Here is a 17,711-nt window from a genome sequence, read left to right on the forward strand (position 1 = left end):
TCGTTCAGGTCAAGCCCAGCCGGTGATCGATTTTATCTCCAGGTAGTCGTGCAGACCCCACTTACCATGTTCTCGACCATTGCCGGACTGCTTGTAGCCGCCGAAGGGCGCCCTGGCGTCCCAAGCGGCTCCGTTCAGCCAACTTGCCCCCACCCTGAGTTACCGCGCCACCCGGCGCGCATTTTTAGTATCCGCGGATTGGACATAGGCAGAAAGACCGTAAACCGTGTCATTGGCGATCTCAATTGCTTGAGCCTCGCTCTCATAACCAAGGATCGTGAGCACCGGTCCAAAGATTTCTTCTTGCGCTATGGTCATGTCGTTAGTGACATCGGCAAAGACTGTAGGCTTGATATAGAAACCTCGATCTAACCCTTCGGGTAGACCAGGGCCGCCAGCGACGAGGGTTGCACCCTCGGCAATACCGGCCTCAATTAGGGCTTGGACCCGCCGAAACTGGGACTGATTGACCACCGGCCCCAAGATAGCATCCCCCATGGGGTCGCCCACGTCATGGGCCTCGGCCGCCTCGCGGGCCGCAGCCTTGGCTTCTTCCATCCGATCCATTGGGACAAGCATTCGGGTCGGTGCGCGGCAGGCTTGCCCAGCGTTAATGAAGCACTCACTCACCCCCGCCTCAACTGCAGCGGCAAGATCGGCATCGGCCAGGATGAGATTGGCAGATTTTCCGCCTAGTTCCTGCGCGACACGCTTGACCGTATCAGCGGCATCCTTGGCCACGGCAACGCCAGCTTGCGTCGATCCGGTGACCGACACCATATCCACATCTCCATGGCGAGACAGTGCGGAGCCGACAATCGCACCCTCACCGAGGATGTGGTTGTAAACGCCTGCAGGAAATCCAGCCTCGGCTATCAGCTCAGCAAAACGGACCGAGGAGAGGGGCGAGAATTCTGAAGGTTTCGCCACCATAGTACATCCTGCCGCAAGTGCCGGCGCCGCCTTCATCACCAGTTGGTTCATCGGCCAATTCCACGGGGTAATTAGGGCGCAAACACCAACCGGTTCTTTTGAAATCAATATATTGCCACGCAGCTCCTCGAATGTTTCGGCTTCGAGAGCCTCAATTGCCGCCTCGATGTGCATCCGGCCCACGGCGGCCTGTGCGGTTTTTGAAAATCCGATTGTGGTGCCCATCTCGCGGGTCATCAGTTCGGCAATTTCGTCATAGGCTTCGTTGTAGAGGTGCAGAAGACGACGCAGCAGAGCAGCGCGTTCAGGCACTGTGGTTTGCGACCAAGACGGAAAGACTGCCTTGGCCGCTGCGACAGCTGCATTTACAGCGCGCGCGTCGCCCATCGGGACATCGGCGATATTGTCCTCGTTCGCAGGGTTTATCAGCGGTGTGGTCGCGCTGGAAACTGGCGCGACCCAGGCCCCGCCGATGTAGAATTTACCAAGGTTTTGCATCGGAACTCCTTTCGGCTGGCCCGGCAACTTCGCTCCCTACCGGGCGAATAAATACGAGGCGACCTGTTATTCATCAGGCCGCTCCGCTCATAGTAGTGTTGGGTCCGTTCAGAGCCGTCCTAGACGCTTGTAAAGCTTGATCTCTTCCTGCCAGAATGGCTGGGCCTTCAGATCGGCTTCGGTCTGTGCGAACTCTTTCATTTGATCCTTCTGCACTTCATCCCATTTGTCCGCGAAGGTACCGTCGTTGATCTTATCGATCACGCCACGCAGGTGGTCTTTGGACGCCTTTTCCGCCGCTTCGTTTGGTCTGACCCAGGCGAGTTGGCCAAAGGCTGAGGTGCGGGAATGCAGCTTGAGCTGCTCGAACAGCCCGTGGTCGACAAAGTACTGGCCGATCTCGCGCATTTCGCCCGAGGCATACAGCTCGAGGATTGCCGCTTCGTAGCTGACACCCTTTTCAACCAGAACCTCGACCCCCTGCCGTACGGCGTGCAGAAATCCGAAATGTTCGTTGAACAAGTCTGCGATAGTCTCTTCTTCAAAACTAGACTCGATCACACCCATTTTGGTGGAGCCGATGGCCTTGGCTAGCGCGATCAAAGTGTTCTGCGCGTTGCCGCTGGCATCTTGGTGAACCGCGACAAGGCTGGGAAAGCCAACGCCGGCGACGACCGTGTCACGCACGCCCTGGCCGACCATGCGCGGAGCTAACATGATGACGTCCACGTCCGTTTGAGGGACGATCTTCTTGAAGTGGACGTTGTAGCCTGAGGCAAAGTTGACCACATTGCCTGGTTGCAAGTTGGGGGCGATATGCTCGGCGTAGACCGCGGGCATAACCTCATCCGGAACCAGCATGAAGTTGATATCCGCCTTCTCGGCCGCGTCCGACAAGGGCAGGGTTTCGAATCCGTCTTCCTTGGATTTGTCGGCCGAGGCATCGCTGCGCGAACCAACGATGTGAACTCACGTTGAAGCGCAATTTCTGTTTGATCAGTTTATCAGGGTGACGTCACCCTTTCCATCAGGTTCAATCGGAAGACTTCAGCGGGCGTTTGATACCCCAGACACTTGCACGGCGTGCTGTTGAGACGGTCGCAGATCGACCTTAAATATCGATCTGTGAACACCGTGGGATCAGCCTTTCGCGGAAGGTAGCGGCGTAGACGGTTGTTGGTGTTTTCGACCGTACCCTTCTGCCAAGGCGATTGGGGGTCGCAGAACCAAGCGTCGACACCAAGCCCAGCTTTCAAATGCCGCCAGGCAGTGAACTCTGTGCCGCGATCAAATGTGATGCTGCGACGGGCTTCAGCGGGCAGGGGAGATAAGCTATCAATCAGGCCTTCCATCACCGGCTTTGACTGACGATCTGGGTTCTTTAAAACGACAGCGAACCGGCTCACGCGTTCGACCAACGAAGTCACATTCGCTTTCCCAAACTCCTTGCGGAACATCACCAGATCGCACTCCCATGTGTGGATGCCCGCTTTGATGCAAGAGATAATTTGACGGTTTAAACATGTGATCGGGTACGGTCATGTGTCAGGCCTCAATTTGCGACGTTTCACATGCCGCGGGCCGGTATGGCGATGCGAAGGTTGGGTCCATATCAATGACACGAGCGCGGAGCTCTCTGGGAGTGCCTGGTTTTCCTAACCTCGATCTGGTCGATCATTTGTCCTTACTGTCTCAATGTCCTTCTCACATCATACCGAGCGTTGCAGGCTTACGCCGTCGCGATCGGATCTCGATAATCTTCATGCTTCGTCATCATTGCCCAAATGGTTCGGGCTGTTTTGTTAGCCAACGCGATTGCGACCAACATACGTGGTTTGCGTTCTAACATTTGCTCAAGCCACGACCCTTTAGGTGGTCCATTTTTGATCGCCCATCTGATCCGGGTCATGGCGCCGATGATCAGCAGTCGTCGGATGTCGCGTTGCCCCATCTTTGATGTTCGCCCCAACACTTGCCGCCCACCTGTTGATTTCTGAACCGGGACCAGACCCAGCCATGCCGCAAAATCCCGACCGCGTTTGAAGCCTTCTAGCGGCGGGGAGAATGCCTTGATCGCCATTGCACTCACAGGTCCGACCCCCGGCGCAGTTTGCAATCGGATCGTTTCTGGGTCGGATTTCGATTCTTCTTTCAGGCGCCGCTCTATCGCAACTATTTTGTCAGTAATGATACTTAGCTGATCCAAGTGTATATGGCTGAGTTCAATAACAATTGAAGGCAGGTCACAATCCGGGCTATCAATCTGTTCAGCTAACTTCTTTACAAAGTTCCGACCGGGAGGGGCGATGATCCCGTATTCCATCAAATGACCACGCAGCGCATTGATGATGGAGTTACGTTGCCGAACAAACAAATCCCGTGTCTTGAAGACCATCGAACGGGATTGTTGTTCAGCCGATTTGACAGGAACAAATCGCATTGTGGGCCTGACTGCCGCTTCCGCAATGGCCTCGGCGTCGTTTGCGTCATTCTTCTGGCGCTTAACGAATGGCTTCACATAGATAGGTGGGATCAAGCGGACGTCATGGCCCAACTTCATGATCTCGCGACCCCAGTAGTGCGATGACGCACATGCCTCCATTGCGACCACGCAAGAGGGCTGTTCGCCCAAGAACTTCAGGAACTGACCCCGAGTTAGTTTCTTGCGGAACATTGGCTCACCAGTAGCCGTCGCGCCGTGTGCCTGGAAAACGGACTTTGCCAAGTCGACGCCGATCATTGTAACTTCATTCATGGATGCTTCCTCCAATTTGGTGCTTTCAACATCACCATTATGGCACACTTTGATGCCGCTTCAGGGGTGGGGCATCCACACCATCAATGCCCGAATTGGCTACGTTCGGCTATCGCTTCGGGGCGATGGGCTATGGCAATTTCATCAAGAAATCTGCGCCCATGATGCCTGCGGGTTCCGCGTGGCCTGCGGCGTCGGCGATGCTCTGGTAAATGGCGATAGAACTTCTCAGCACGGCCGTCTTTGGAGTAAGCATAACGATAGATCGTCTCATGGCTGACGCGCATGGGATGGCACTCTTGCCGCATGCGTCCCGCGATCTGTTCAGGCGACCAACCCGCATCAAGTCCGTCGCGGACTGCCGCCATGATGTCAGGATATCGGATCAACTTACGATGCACCGCGCGGCGTTGTTCGTATCTGTCCTGCGCGTTCACAGCGTGGTAGCCGTTCAGCTGTGGCAGTTCTTCGTCATGATAGAAGTTCCGCCTGATCTCGCGGTAGATTGTTGAGGGCGCGCGACGCAGATTGTCGGCGATCTCTTTGATTGGTATCTTCGCATCAAGCCAATTGGCCAGCTTGCGGCGTTCTTCGAGGTTTAAAGCATCCCGCCAGAAACCTGAATCGGGGGATTCCCCTGCGTATGGTTTGATGATTCACTCTGTTCGGGAGGATGGATCATGTCAGCACCTTTGCCGGATGCGCTTCGCATGCGATTTCAGCGATACATTGAAGAAGGTTTGAGCGGTCGAGCAGCGGCGTTGCGCTTGAAGTTATCACCAGCCACCGGTGCTCGGTGGGCGCTTGCTATCCGAAGGAAAGGTCGCGCGGACGCCGCGCCACAGGGGCGACCGCGAGGTAAAGGTACGCTGGATCCCCATCGCGTTTTGTTTGCCGAGATTATAGCTCAAGATGGCGATGTCACGATGCCCGAATTGAGTGCTGTCTTGTTTGATGCAACCGGAGTGCGAGCGCATCCCAATGCTATCGGAAAGTTCCTGCGCAAGCTGGGCTATACATATAAAAAAAGTCATTGGTCGCCACCGAGCGCCGCCGCGCGAAGGTAAGGCGACGACGCGAAGATTGGTTCGCGCACCGAATTCCAGCCGTGATCGAACAACCCGAGCGCGTTGTCTTTCTTGATGAAACGTCAGTGAAGACAAATTTAACCAGGCAGCGGGGATGGGCTCCTCCTGGAGACCGACTTATTATGGACGCCCCGTTTGGCTCATGGGGCACGCAGACCTTCATCGCCGGACTGCGTGCCGATGGGATGATCGCGCCCTGGGTGATTAAAGGTGCTATGGATGGCCCGGCTTTCGCTGCATACGTTGAAAAGGTACTGGTGCCAGAGCTTTCCCCTGGAAGCGTCGTCATTCTGGACAATCTTGCCACTCACAAGAACGCTGAAGCGGCAAACGCGATGCGGAAGGCAGGATGCTGGTTCCTGTTCTTGCCGCCCTATAGTCCCGACCTCAACCCCATCGAAATGGCGTTCTCCAAGCTCAAAGCGCATCTGCGCCGCATTGGCGCCCGCACCTTCACCGACCTATTCAACGCAATCGCCGAGATCTGCGACCTATTCTCACCAGACGAATGCTGGAACTACTTTAAGGCTGCCGGCTATGTCGCAAGTTAAAGGCGGGATGCTTTAGTCGCTAACCTTACTTGCCGTTACGAACGGATATAGAAGGCGCCTCCGGCCGTCGCAGATTGCATGTATTTGCGGCCCATATCATTTGAGCCTGTTGATCCTATGTGACCTCTCTGCGGCGGCGTGCCCACAGTTCATGCGCAAACTCTCTGGCGTTGGTTAGAGAAGCTTCGGGGCCTCCAAGCAGCTTCAGTGCAATGGCTGCAGTTTCGATGATCTCACCGACTGCGGTGGGCGGCTCAAAGTAGCCATCCCAAATTGCTTGCCACGTTTCTAGGCGCGTAAATCCAGTGGCGTGGAGGTTCTGTTTGTTTTTTTGAATAGTTGGCCCAACAACCCAATGGTCCGTTGTCTCGTCTGCTTGAAGCAGAAACAGGTCCTGACCTTTGCCCGCCATAATCTGCGCCGCATCCCGCTGCCCAGAGAGTACGCCGAAAGTGTCCCAGCCCAAAAGTCTCGCGGTATCGCGATGTAGTTTGGGATGCTCCCCTCCGCGCCGTCCTGCCAAAGTCGTTCCTGCGGCGCCGGGGTTCAGCATCGCAGCGACGAAATGTGCGGCATTCGGCAACATAAACAACGGATACAACGCAGCCAGCTTTGCAACCCCCGGCGCAAAATACCCGATGGGTAAGAATGCGAGGCTATTAGAGGAAGATAGCGCCTGCGTCGAAGGCGCTACGTGCAGATTGGCATGGTCAAAAGCCTGGTGAACGATGCCACCGTCATAGCCATGAAGCACCACTTTGTATCCGGCACTCGCAATCAGCCGGGCGGCGTGAATGAAGAGCGGTATGCCTTGGGCGCGCGGTGACAGATAGGCTGGCCAGTCTAGATCAGCGGGGCCGTTGCCGATCGCTGGTAGTTGGCTATATTGTCGCGCCGCGCGACTGAAACCGGCTAGTTCCTGACTCATCAAGCCACGTGAGCGAAGCGCAATGAGAAACGCCCCAACCTGCACATCGGCAATGGCGCCCGACAGCAAAATACCAAAGGCATCTTCGGCCTCGGATTGGGACATCGGTCGAGTTTGACCCGCCGCGTTTCCAATCATCGCGATATATCCTGCAAACCGCTGAACAGGATCGGCGTCACTGGCAGAGACCGCAAGCCTGCGGGCCAGTTCTGTGGAATCGGGGCCTGCTTCGCTCCATTGATTGAGCGCAAGAGGCGGGTGGTGAAGCAAGGGGCCGGGCGATGCTGCTTTGTCAGGCCCGGGATAGAGCAAGGCGTTCGCCTCGGAGACGAGCGCACGTATGCGCAGCCTTAGACTTTCAGCGAAGGGGGTCGGTATCATGCCTTTGCCAGTGCGGTGAAAGATCTCTTGGCCATAATGCTCGCGTAGCTGGCGCAGGTTGCGGCTAATGGCAGAGGGCGTTTTCCCTAATTTTTCAGCAGCGCGCCCTAGGTTGCCTTCAACCAACAACGCATCAAAGACGATGAGCAGCTTCAAGCGGTCAAGATCCTGTACGATATCGATCGCTGAATTCTCTACATTTGCTGGGGCGCCGTCCATGATCTGTCCAATTTCAATCTGAGTTAGCTTAGAAACGTTCTAAGTATCTAGTATTTGTCCTAGGCCTGAAGCTTCTATAGCCGACTAAAGAAGTCAGGAATAGGGGCCTAGCGTCACACATACGTAGTGTGCAGTGCATTTTGGGCCTTAAATACAAGCGATAGGACCAAAATATGAGAACTCTACTGACCGCGGCACTTTTCGGAGCCGTCGCCACACTTGCAACCGCTCAAGACATCACAGTGGAGACGGCGAGAGGCCCGGTTGCAGTGCAATCTGCCCCTGAAACGCTCGTTAGTCTGGACCTTGCCATTCTGGATATTCTCGACCGCTTGGACATTCCAGTTGCTGGGGTCGCTGGGGGTGTAAAACCAGAGTATCTGACCCAGTATGGCAATCCGCCTTATAAACAGCTGGGCAGCTTTTTCGAGCCCGATCTGGAGGGCTTGAACGCCTTGTCGCCCGACCTTGCTATTGTTGCGGGACGCTCAGCATCAGCATTCGACAACGTGTCTTCGGTTGCGCCCACGATTGATCTTACCGCGAAGAGCACCGACCTTTTCGGCTCGCTGCGGCGCAATATGACCGAGATTGGGTCGCTCTACGGCAAGGAAGATATGGCCGCAGAGTTGCTGTCGGATCTGGATTCTCGCCTTGCAACGCTGCGCGAATTGTCCTCAGACGCTGGTACCGCGCTGGTGATCATCACCACTGGCGGGCGCATGAGCACGCATGGCGCTGAGGGGCGGTTTGCGATTGTGTTCAACGAGATGGGCTTTGCGCCAGCAATCAAAGAGGTGAAGGCCGGAAATCACGGGCAGCCGATCTCGAATGAGTTCATTCTGGAAACCAATCCGGATTGGGTCTTTGTTGTCGACCGTGATGCGGCCATCGGGCGCGATGGGCAACCTGCCGCGCAAATGCTCGACAATGCTTTGGTCGCCAAAACCAAGGCAGCGCAGGCCGACCAAATTATCTTCTTGGACCCTGCGGATTGGTACCTTGTTGGTGCAGCTGGCCCGACCGCGCTGGAGCGTGCCATGACGCAGATCATGTCTGCCCTTCAGGACTAAGCGTTGATGCGACTGCGCGCCCATACTCCCACGACCCATGGTGCGCAGTCCGATTTGCGCCACCTGCGCAACGCATTGATCTGCGGTTTTGTGTTGGCGGTGCTATCTGTAGCCAGCTTGTTAGTTGGCGCGACTGGTATAGGGTTGGTCAGCCTCATGAGCGACCCCAATGCTTGGGAAATTTTTCTGATCAGTCGCGTGCCACGCACAGCGGCACTGATTATTGCGGGTACCAGTTCCGCGATCATGGGGGCAATTGTACAGCGGTTGGTTAGCAACCGTTTTGTTGAACCATCAACAATGGGGACGATCGACTGTGCCAGTTTTGGTTTGCTGCTTGGGTTGTTGTTTGCGCCCAATGCGGCACCGATGGGACGTATGCTTATCGCAGCAGCTAGCGCTTGGATTGGCACGGCCTTTTTCATGATATTGCTCCGCACGGTGCCGCTGAAATCTCCGCTTATGCCCCCGTTGTTGGGCATCGCCTTTGGGGGCGTGATCGGTGCTATGACCAGTTTCATCGCCTATCGGTTTGATCTTATGCAATCCCTTTCCGCTTGGAGTACGGCAGATTTCTCAGTCGTGCTGAAAGAGCGTTATGAGCTACTGTACATAGCCGCGGCTGTGACGGGGTTGGGGTGGTTGCTGGCAGACCGTTTCACCTTGGCCGGGCTGGGGGATAATGTCGCAAGAGGGTTGGGGCTAAACCCTTTGGCGGTGCTTGCAATTGGCATCACGATAGTTGCGGGTGTTTCTGGTGCGATTGTAGTGACCGTTGGCTTTATTCCGTTTTTGGGGCTGGTCGTACCAAATCTGATTGCACGCTGGCGTGGCGATAACCTGCGGCGCTCCTTGCCGTTGGTGGCATGGCTCGGTGCTGCGCTGACGCTGTTATGCGATATTTTTGGACGGCTGGTGTTTCACCCTTATGACCTACCTATCGGGGTAACCATGGGGGTTCTTGGGGCGGTTATCTTCCTTGGAATGATCCTTAGAAAGTTCGGGCGATGAACCCGGTCGCGCGGGTTACGCGCGCCCGTATGCTCATGGGGTTAGCTGCGGCGGGATGCATAGTGCTTGCCGTTGGATTTTTGACGATCAATGCTGTGGGTGATTGGGGCTTTGTGCTCTCTTTGCGGGGCAGTAAACTGGTGACCATTGCGCTTGTCGCCTGGGCAATCCCGTTCTCAACGGTGCTGTTTCATACCCTGTCCAATAATCAGATCCTGACCCCTTCGATCATGGGTTTCGATGCATTGTTCGTCTTGGTGCAAACATTGGGCGTTTTCATATTGGGTTCTGTTCAGGTTTCTATCCTCGACCCACACTTGGTTTTTGCCGGAGAGCTGGTGGTAATGTCTGCCTTTTCGATGGCCCTGTACTGGCTCTTGTATGCGCGCATGTCGCACGCGATTGAGGTGCTGCTTTTGGTGGGCATCATCTGCGGTGTGCTGTTCCGATCAGTTGCGGGACTGCTTCAGCGGTTGATTGACCCCGGCGAATTCTTGGTTTTGCAAGACCGCCTATTTGCAAGCTTCAACAGCGCAAGCAGCGGAGAACAGGCCTGTGCCGCCTTGATCATTTGTCTCTCGACACTGTGGGCATGGGTGCGGTTTCCGTCACTGGATGCCATGTTGTTGGGGCGCAGCGGTGCTGTGGCTGTGGGCGTGAACTATGACCGTATCGCCAAAGAGACCTTTCTGATCGTTACCCTTCAAGTGGCGGCGGCGACGGCATTGGTCGGGCCGATCACTTTCTTTGGACTGTTGGTGGTGCATCTGACCTATCGCCTGTCGCCGGGCGCGCCGCACCGCCTGACGATCCCTTTGTCGGTACTGATCGGGGGCACTCTGCTGATCGGCGCACAGGTCATACTGGAACGCCTGTTGGGCTTCCTCGGCACGGTCGGCATGGTTGTCGAGTTCATTGGTGGCATCGCCTTTATCCTGTTGTTGATCGGGTCACGCAAATGATTGAAATCGAAAATCTACGCAAATCCTACGCGGGTTCGCCGGTGGTGGATATTCCTGCGCTTAATATGCCGCAGGGGGGAGTCACGGCCATTATCGGGCCTAACGGAGCGGGCAAGTCGACATTGCTGTCTTTGATCGGGCGGTTAGAAACACCCGGCGGGGGCGGCGTGTTCCTAGACGGAGAGAATGTTCGCAGCTTTCGCAGCACTGAGCTGGCCAAACGTCTGGCGATGCTCAAGCAAGACAACAGCCTAACCGCCCGGCTGACAGTGGCCGACCTTGTTGCATTTGGCCGCTTTCCGCATTGCAACGGGCGCCCCACAGATCGAGACAAGGCAAAGGTGAGCGAGGCTCTGGAGTTGGTCCGGATGACCGAGCTTAAAGATCGCTTTCTGGACGAGTTATCCGGTGGACAGCGACAGCGGGCGTTCATTGCGATGGTGCTGGCGCAAAACACCGAATATGCCCTGTTCGATGAGCCGCTCAACAGTCTGGACATCAGCCATGCCGTTGCGGTGATGCGGCTGTTGCATAGGGTCGCCCGCACGATGGGAAAAACCATCGTTGTGGTGCTGCATGATCTTAATTTCGTCGCCCGCTATGCCGATCATGTAATCGCCATGAAAGCGGGCAGGGTCGTCGAAACAGCACCCGCCTCTCACGCTATTCGAGAGGACCTATTGAAACAGCTCTATGACACCGATGTCGCCGTATCTACCCGAGATGGAAGAACATTTGTTGATGTCTATGGCTGAAACCCAAGTTCCCAATTTGCCCGTTCCGCCAGCCGCTCAAGCCGCCAGCTATCGCTTTAGGGCCCCACGATCCGACAAAAGGATGATAGAATGAGTAAGAAGATCACAGCCCGCTTGATGATGACTGTCGCTTGCAGCGCCATCGTAGCCGCTGGCGCTATTGCGTCCAAACCTGCCGCCGCACAAGGCGCCGATGCGGCAGCATTTGACCTTGGTACAATCACTGTGACCGCTGGCGGCTTTACCCAAGATGTCATAGACGCGCCCGCCTCAGTTACAGTGGTCACCAGCGAAGAGCTTGCCACGGGGAATGTGACCAACCTGTCCGACGCGCTTCGCGGTGTGCCGGGGGTGGCCACGACTGGTGTCGCAGGGGAAAAAGACATCAAAATTCGCGGGTTGCCCGGGGATTACACGTTGATTTTGGTTGACGGCAAACGTCAGGGCACACGCGAGAGCCGCACCAATGGGTCGGCAGGATTTGAACAAAGCTTTATCCCACCTGTGTCCGCAATTGACCGGATCGAAATTGTGCGCGGACCGATGTCGTCGCTCTACGGCTCTGATGCGATGGGCGGGGTGATCAACATCATCACAAAACCGGTCTCACCCGTCTGGAGTGGTTCGGTGACCGCCGAGACGCGCATCCCTCAACATAGCAAAGATGGAGATTCGAACCAGCTGTCATTCTATCTGAACGGACCCATCGTTGAAGACAAGCTGGGCCTCCAAATCTGGGGCCGACGCCTGATGTCGGGTGAATCGCAAATTCTAGACGGGCCGCGCGAACAAGAGGATCTAGATTTGACCGGGCGGTTGACTTGGACACCCTCCGCAGATCACGAGATCGCCTTGGAGTACGGCCGCACGACCATTGAGCGCTATTCAAATCCGGGGGAAAGCCTTGATCCTGCGGATGATCCGGACAGACAGGACAATACCCGCGAGGATCTGTCGCTTAGCTATCTTGGCTATTGGGGCAACTCTACCACCGAGTTGAGCTATCAGCGCGAAGTCGGTGAGCGGACGAATTATGACTGGGTTTCCGGTGCGTTGGTTGAGGATGACAGGTCGCCCGAAATCGTCAATTCTGTCATCGACGGAAAGATCACGACGCCCTTTTCATTCCATGGCGACCATACGCTGGTTAGCGGTTTTCAGTTCCGTCGCGCTGATCTGACAGACCAGAACCCCGGACTGGCCGATGGAATAGACTATAAATACACATCGGATGAATGGGCACTCTTTGCCGAAGATGAGTGGCGTGTGACCCCCGAGCTCGCTGTGACGGCTGGGCTACGTTACACAGACAGCGATGCGTTTGGCGGCAAGTTTACACCGCGTCTCTACGGCGTTTGGAGCGCGACACCAAACCTTACAATAAAGGGCGGCGTGTCTACAGGTTACCGCACACCCTCCAGCCGACAAACGGTTCCGGGCTACTTTTACACCACGCAACGGGGCGCCGGCGTCTTGGTGTCAAACCCCGATCTCAAACCAGAATCGAGCACGAACTTTGAGTTGACCGCGTTGTGGCAGGGCGACTCGGTAGAGATTGGCGGCACGGCATTCCGCACCGATTTCCGTGACAAGATCGAGAACTTCAACACCGGAGAACCTATTGATGTCGCTGGAACGACCTATAACCGCTGGGAATACTACAACGTCCAAGATGCCACTATTCAGGGGATTGAACTAACCGCTAGCGCGGTCTTGTCAGACACGGTTTCGCTGCGCGGGTCTTACACGCTTACTGATTCCGAACAGGATTCAGGGGATTTCGAAGGGTTGCCATTGTCACGGACACCGCGCAACGCCGCCAGCATTCGACTGGATTGGATCACGCCTGTCGCGGGTCTGGATGCATGGGCAGTGGCAAGTTACCACGGTTCAGAGGTCAACTCAGGCGCGCGGATCGGAAACAATGGAACACCATACGCAACCGATGCAACCGGCGCAGTCATTGCCTATGAATATGATCCCTATACGACACTGGATATCGGTATGGCCTACGAGGTTAATGATGCGACGACAGTGAACGCTGCGATTTACAACGTGGGCGATGCATCGATAACCGACAGCGACAACAACACCTATCAATCCGGACGCACAGTCTGGCTAGGGGTCACCGCAAAGTTCTAATCGGTACAACAATGCCAATTAGAAGGGCTAAATTGCGGCGATCAGCGGGCGGGTACTGCTTGCATGCTGATCGCCGTAACAAACCCGCGAAGGTTGATGATGCCTAAGACGTGCAAACAGTCTAACAGGCCTGAGGGTGCTAGTTCTTTGCCGTGACAACACCAATGCTTCACAGCGAAGAAGCGTGTGTCACTTGATCTAGTCGGCTTCGGCTCGTTTCACTTTTTGATGCTCGTCTTCAATGAGGCCGATCTTCCAATAGCCAGAAATGTATGTGTCTGAACGCGGCAGTTGTTTTTCCTGATGCAAGAAGGCCCGCAAGCTTTTGACGACACCGGATTCACCCGCGATGCAGGTTTGAACGCGCCCCTCTGGCCACGGGATGGCACGGATGAAATCCTCTTGCGCGGTTGATGCGTTTTGCGGGTTGGGCTGGACCAGCCAATGGATTTCGACCCCCTCGGGGGCGTGGATATCCTGTTTGTCCTCGATTGATGTCACTTCGAAAATTGCCACACCCTTTGCGTCTCTTGGCATCGCCTCAAGCGTGACCGCGGCGACAGGGGTCGCGGAAGGGTCGGCGGCGACCAAATACCAATCGGCGCTGAAATCGACGACTTTCGGCAGGCTGGGGCCCAAGAAGGCTAGGAAATCCCCAGCTTTGGCGTGGCTGGCCCATCTGGATGCCGGGCCATTGTCGCCGTGGGCTACAAAATCAATGCTCATCTCGCCATTGACTGCATCGTAGTTGCGCACGGTGTAGGTCCGTCGAGGAGGCGGCGGGCCTTTTGCGAGGCGATCCACAAAGGCAGTGCGATCTTCGCCATCGTTGGGCAGCATGATTTTGCAATTCGCGCCCTCGCGGCCTTCCGGAAAACCATCAAGTTCAGGCCCGGCGAAGGTAACGCGGATCATATTAGGCGTAAGATACCATGCGTCTTTGACCGTCAGTATACGTGGTCCGGGCCGGCCTGTTGGTTTGGCTGCAGCCTGTTTAAGCTTTGAGATAACGGTCATGTTCGTCTCCACAGAAGAGAAGGTCTTTAATCTTAGTGTAATTGTCAGAAATAGGGATTGAAAATCATTTTGTAAGAGGTGCTGTTGCGTAATCCTTTTAAGCCGACAGAAAACATAGCGCAGTGCAGTTAATCATGTGTGTGGCAGGCCAGCGCCAAGTCTTGGAGATGCTTCTGATCACGGCCTTTGCGATCTGGTCGATCATTCTTTGGACAAGGTCATCGGGGTTTATAACCAACCTCATTGGCGAAACGCCGGACTATCCGGCGATCCGACGGAGCCAAAAGGGGGCAATGATCGAAATCCCTGATGCTCTGCCATTGCAGGATGCACCCTATGCGCTCTTCCGCCTCGTCCGGATGCCGGCGGAAGCGCGGGGCGTGAGCGCAACTGGAGGTGATTGGGCCACCGCGCCTGACGCAATCTGTTCAAATGGTAGATACGGCATTGGTCACCTTTGTCCCCGACGAAATCAACAATTCCTCGAAAAGCTCCGGCATCAGCGCAAGCTAAGAGCTTCCTGCGCGGAACCGCAAGTCTTGCCCCATAGACCTGAAGTATTCTCCACGAGAAAACTCTCCCGGCCCATTGGATGTAGAATCCATCCTGCTCAACTGTAGCGCAGTCAAACCGGTTCACCGCAGTTTCGACTCGCTGCTGTGATTAAAGCTGCCAGACTCGTCCTCTGACGTACTCAGCAAAGGGTATCGCCGTGGGAGGCCGGCCCCAACTCGCCTGCTCTGCGCCTAGTAAAATGCCCTATAAACAGGCTCTTACGCCGAAGTTCCCAGAAATCTCATCTTTTCGTAATTTTCTGCTTGCGGGTATCGGTGACTAACCTTAGAACCCCCTCTACCGGCGGCGCAGAGATGCGGCGGCGGGGCGCCAGACGGGGCGGACGGAAGCGGAGACGCTAGGTTCGGTTCGGTGAGGCGGGAAAATTCGAGGTATTAGAGGCGGGGCGCGCCAAGGTTATAGGGCGCATCTCAGTTTCTTTTGTCTCAACGCTGTTTGAAAATTTGATATCTGAAGAGATATGTGGGCGGTTTGGTTCATTCGATGGATCAACGTCTGTATATCGCGCTCTTAGGCTTCGGTCGATGATAGAGTGTCAGCTTCACTGTTTGGACGGCTTTCGCTACTTTGTAGCTGAAGCACAACAAACAGAGAATGGCTTGTATCTTTCAGTAAGGGATACAGGTCGATGTGCAGAGGTTCGACGTCAAGGATAAGCTAGCAATAGCTTTTCAACTTGAGAGTTTGATCCTGGCTCAGAACGAACGCTGGCGGCAGGCCTAACACATGCAAGTCGAGCGAGACCTTCGGGTCTAGCGGCGGACGGGTTAGTAACGCGTGGGAACGTACCCTTCTCTGCGGAATAGCCACTGGAAACGGTGAGTAATACCGCATACGCCCTTCGGGGGAAAGATTTATCGGAGAAGGATCGGCCCGCGTTAGATTAGATAGTTGGTGGGGTAATGGCCTACCAAGTCTACGATCTATAGCTGGTTTTAGAGGATGATCAGCAACACTGGGACTGAGACACGGCCCAGACTCCTACGGGAGGCAGCAGTGGGGAATCTTAGACAATGGGCGCAAGCCTGATCTAGCCATGCCGCGTGTGTGATGAAGGTCTTAGGATCGTAAAGCACTTTCGCCAGGGATGATAATGACAGTACCTGGTAAAGAAACCCCGGCTAACTCCGTGCCAGCAGCCGCGGTAATACGGAGGGGGTTAGCGTTGTTCGGAATTACTGGGCGTAAAGCGTACGTAGGCGGATCAGAAAGTTGGGGGTGAAATCCCGGGGCTCAACCCCGGAACTGCCTCCAAAACTCCTGGTCTTGAGTTCGAGAGAGGTGAGTGGAATTCCAAGTGTAGAGGTGAAATTCGTAGATATTTGGAGGAACACCAGTGGCGAAGGCGGCTCACTGGCTCGATACTGACGCTGAGGTACGAAAGTGTGGGGAGCAAACAGGATTAGATACCCTGGTAGTCCACACCGTAAACGATGAATGCCAGTCGTCGGGCAGTATACTGTTCGGTGACACACCTAACGGATTAAGCATTCCGCCTGGGGAGTACGGTCGCAAGATTAAAACTCAAAGGAATTGACGGGGGCCCGCACAAGCGGTGGAGCATGTGGTTTAATTCGAAGCAACGCGCAGAACCTTACCAACCCTTGACATCCTGTGCTAACCCGAGAGATCGGGCGTTCACTTCGGTGACGCAGTGACAGGTGCTGCATGGCTGTCGTCAGCTCGTGTCGTGAGATGTTCGGTTAAGTCCGGCAACGAGCGCAACCCACATCCTTAGTTGCCAGCAGTTCGGCTGGGCACTCTAAGGAAACTGCCCGTGATAAGCGGGAGGAAGGTGTGGATGACGTCAAGTCCTCATGGCCCTTACGGGTTGGGCTACACACGTGCTACAATGGCAGTGACAATGGGTTAATCCCCAAAAGCTGTCTCAGTTCGGATTGGGGTCTGCAACTCGACCCCATGAAGTCGGAATCGCTAGTAATCGTGGAACAGCATGCCACGGTGAATACGTTCCCGGGCCTTGTACACACCGCCCGTCACACCATGGGAGTTGGTTCTACCCGACGGCCGTGCGCCAACCTTTCGAGGAGGCAGCGGACCACGGTAGGATCAGCGACTGGGGTGAAGTCGTAACAAGGTAGCCGTAGGGGAACCTGCGGCTGGATCACCTCCTTTCTAAGGATGTTCCTAGCCAGTTGAGCTTGCTCAACTCGTGGAACACTTAGCAGGTCGGCATACAAAGCCGGCCAATATTAGAACCGAGCCGTCCTCATATCTCTTCAGAAATAGGTCCTGCGCTGAACGCGTAGGTCTCAAAAGTTTGGGGCCTTAGCTCAGCTGGGAGAGCGCCTGATTTGCATTCAGGAGGTCAGGAGTTCGATCCTCCTAGGCTCCACCAAGCTTGGCCGCGGAGCGGACGAGCGTAGCCCTGGCAGCATATCCGAAGGATGTGCGAGAAGGGCAGGGCCAGCCACAAACCAGGTCTTACTATCACACGCCTGCATACGCGCACATTGCTTCGCAATATGCTGTTTGTGCGACGTGCGCGCCTCCGGCGCACACTGGGTCGGTAGCTCAGGTGGTTAGAGCGCACGCCTGATAAGCGTGAGGTCGGAGGTTCAAGTCCTCCTCGACCCACCACCTCTCCTAGGGTGGTTAACGGAACATACCTTCAAGCACATACATATGTGTTTGAACGTCTGTTCCCGAATGAAGCACCGCTTCGTTCAATCCAGACGAATTGACATCGTAAAGAGAGATACTAACAACATGTTTGATCGCCCCGTGTTAGGGGATGATCTCAGTTGCTGCCCTTTTGGGCCGGTGTTTGACGGGCTGTTTCCTCGGCCTATCAGACATAT

10 protein-coding genes, 2 tRNA genes, 1 rRNA gene and 3 pseudogenes are annotated in these 17,711 nt (G+C 55.4%); 9 read left to right on the forward strand and 7 right to left on the reverse strand.

Going from position 1 to position 17,711, the window contains the following annotated elements; translation table 11 throughout:
- Positions 1-9 precede the first annotated feature (9 nt).
- The 5 genes and pseudogenes from DSM110093_RS16870 to DSM110093_RS16890 all read right to left on the reverse strand — a co-directional run.
- A pseudogene (locus DSM110093_RS16870) lies at positions 10-1,431 on the reverse strand (aldehyde dehydrogenase family protein).
- Between the two features lie 108 nt (positions 1,432-1,539).
- Positions 1,540-2,394 (reverse strand): hypothetical protein, encoded by an 855-nt coding sequence (locus DSM110093_RS16875; RefSeq protein WP_279290864.1) that lies wholly within the window; start codon positions 2,392-2,394, stop codon positions 1,540-1,542.
- 41 nt (positions 2,395-2,435) lie between these two features.
- Positions 2,436-2,906, reverse strand: a pseudogene (locus DSM110093_RS16880) (IS30 family transposase); the annotation flags it as partial.
- A gap of 254 nt (positions 2,907-3,160) precedes the next feature.
- Positions 3,161-4,186: an IS110 family transposase gene (locus DSM110093_RS16885; RefSeq protein ID WP_243264639.1), complete on the reverse strand. Its 1,026-nt coding sequence runs from the start codon at positions 4,184-4,186 to the stop codon at positions 3,161-3,163.
- Positions 4,186-4,839 (reverse strand): annotated as a pseudogene (locus DSM110093_RS16890) (IS30 family transposase); the annotation flags it as partial. The gene DSM110093_RS16885 and the pseudogene DSM110093_RS16890, both read right to left, overlap by 1 nt.
- Before the next feature lie 27 nt (positions 4,840-4,866).
- Here DSM110093_RS16890 and DSM110093_RS16895 point away from each other — a divergent pair.
- A protein-coding gene (locus DSM110093_RS16895) for an IS630 family transposase (RefSeq protein WP_243267883.1) occupies positions 4,867-5,825 on the forward strand; the annotation gives its coding sequence in 2 pieces (ribosomal slippage) (positions 4,867-5,208 and positions 5,211-5,825; 957 coding nt in all).
- Between the two features lie 115 nt (positions 5,826-5,940).
- On the opposite strand, the gene DSM110093_RS16900 is transcribed toward DSM110093_RS16895, so the two are convergent.
- A complete protein-coding gene (locus tag DSM110093_RS16900) occupies positions 5,941-7,353 on the reverse strand; it encodes a LysR family transcriptional regulator (protein WP_243267884.1) in 1,413 nt (470 codons plus the stop codon).
- Positions 7,354-7,526: 173 nt separating this feature from the next.
- Between DSM110093_RS16900 and DSM110093_RS16905 the strand changes: the two genes are divergently transcribed.
- From DSM110093_RS16905 to DSM110093_RS16925, 5 genes are all read left to right on the forward strand, one after another.
- A complete protein-coding gene (locus DSM110093_RS16905; RefSeq protein ID WP_243267886.1) occupies positions 7,527-8,426 on the forward strand; it encodes an ABC transporter substrate-binding protein in 900 nt (299 codons plus the stop codon).
- Between the two features lie 54 nt (positions 8,427-8,480).
- Positions 8,481-9,437, forward strand: a complete 957-nt coding sequence (locus DSM110093_RS16910) for an iron chelate uptake ABC transporter family permease subunit (protein WP_243268007.1) — start codon at positions 8,481-8,483, stop codon at positions 9,435-9,437.
- Positions 9,438-9,499: 62 nt separating this feature from the next.
- Positions 9,500-10,399 carry an iron chelate uptake ABC transporter family permease subunit gene (locus DSM110093_RS16915; RefSeq protein WP_243267887.1) on the forward strand — a complete coding sequence of 300 codons (900 nt, stop codon included), beginning with the start codon at positions 9,500-9,502 and terminating at the stop codon, positions 10,397-10,399.
- The gene (locus DSM110093_RS16920) at positions 10,396-11,154 is read left to right on the forward strand and encodes an ATP-binding cassette domain-containing protein (RefSeq protein ID WP_243267889.1); all 759 of its coding nucleotides are present in this window, start codon (positions 10,396-10,398) and stop codon (positions 11,152-11,154) included. The genes DSM110093_RS16915 and DSM110093_RS16920 overlap by 4 nt, the downstream gene beginning before the upstream one ends.
- Before the next feature lie 90 nt (positions 11,155-11,244).
- The gene (locus DSM110093_RS16925; protein ID WP_243267891.1) at positions 11,245-13,296 is read left to right on the forward strand and encodes a TonB-dependent receptor; all 2,052 of its coding nucleotides are present in this window, start codon (positions 11,245-11,247) and stop codon (positions 13,294-13,296) included.
- 198 nt (positions 13,297-13,494) lie between these two features.
- On the opposite strand, the gene DSM110093_RS16930 is transcribed toward DSM110093_RS16925, so the two are convergent.
- Positions 13,495-14,313 carry a siderophore-interacting protein gene (locus tag DSM110093_RS16930; protein ID WP_243267893.1) on the reverse strand — a complete coding sequence of 273 codons (819 nt, stop codon included), beginning with the start codon at positions 14,311-14,313 and terminating at the stop codon, positions 13,495-13,497.
- Between the two features lie 1,248 nt (positions 14,314-15,561).
- Here DSM110093_RS16930 and DSM110093_RS16935 point away from each other — a divergent pair.
- The 3 genes from DSM110093_RS16935 (at position 15,562) to DSM110093_RS16945 (ending at position 17,490) form a co-directional block, all read left to right on the forward strand.
- Positions 15,562-17,025, forward strand: a 16S ribosomal RNA gene (locus tag DSM110093_RS16935).
- A 147-nt stretch (positions 17,026-17,172) separates the two neighbouring features.
- A tRNA-Ala gene (locus DSM110093_RS16940) sits at positions 17,173-17,248 on the forward strand.
- A gap of 165 nt (positions 17,249-17,413) precedes the next feature.
- Positions 17,414-17,490, forward strand: a tRNA-Ile gene (locus DSM110093_RS16945).
- Positions 17,491-17,711: the final 221 nt, after the last annotated feature.

The organism is Sulfitobacter sp. DSM 110093 (assembly GCF_022788715.1).
GTDB lineage: Bacteria > Pseudomonadota > Alphaproteobacteria > Rhodobacterales > Rhodobacteraceae > Sulfitobacter.

Bases quoted from the DNA above. Each gene is read 5' to 3' on its own strand.
- DSM110093_RS16925 (WP_243267891.1), top strand. From the start codon at position 11,245: ATGAGTAAGAAGATCACAGCCCGCTTGATGATGACTGTCGCTTGCAGC.
- DSM110093_RS16905 (WP_243267886.1), top strand. From the start codon at position 7,527: ATGAGAACTCTACTGACCGCGGCACTTTTCGGAGCCGTCGCCACACTT.
- DSM110093_RS16920 (WP_243267889.1), top strand. From the start codon at position 10,396: ATGATTGAAATCGAAAATCTACGCAAATCCTACGCGGGTTCGCCGGTG.
- DSM110093_RS16900 (WP_243267884.1), bottom strand. From the start codon at position 7,353: ATGGACGGCGCCCCAGCAAATGTAGAGAATTCAGCGATCGATATCGTA.
- DSM110093_RS16930 (WP_243267893.1), bottom strand. From the start codon at position 14,313: ATGACCGTTATCTCAAAGCTTAAACAGGCTGCAGCCAAACCAACAGGC.
- DSM110093_RS16885 (WP_243264639.1), bottom strand. From the start codon at position 4,186: ATGAATGAAGTTACAATGATCGGCGTCGACTTGGCAAAGTCCGTTTTC.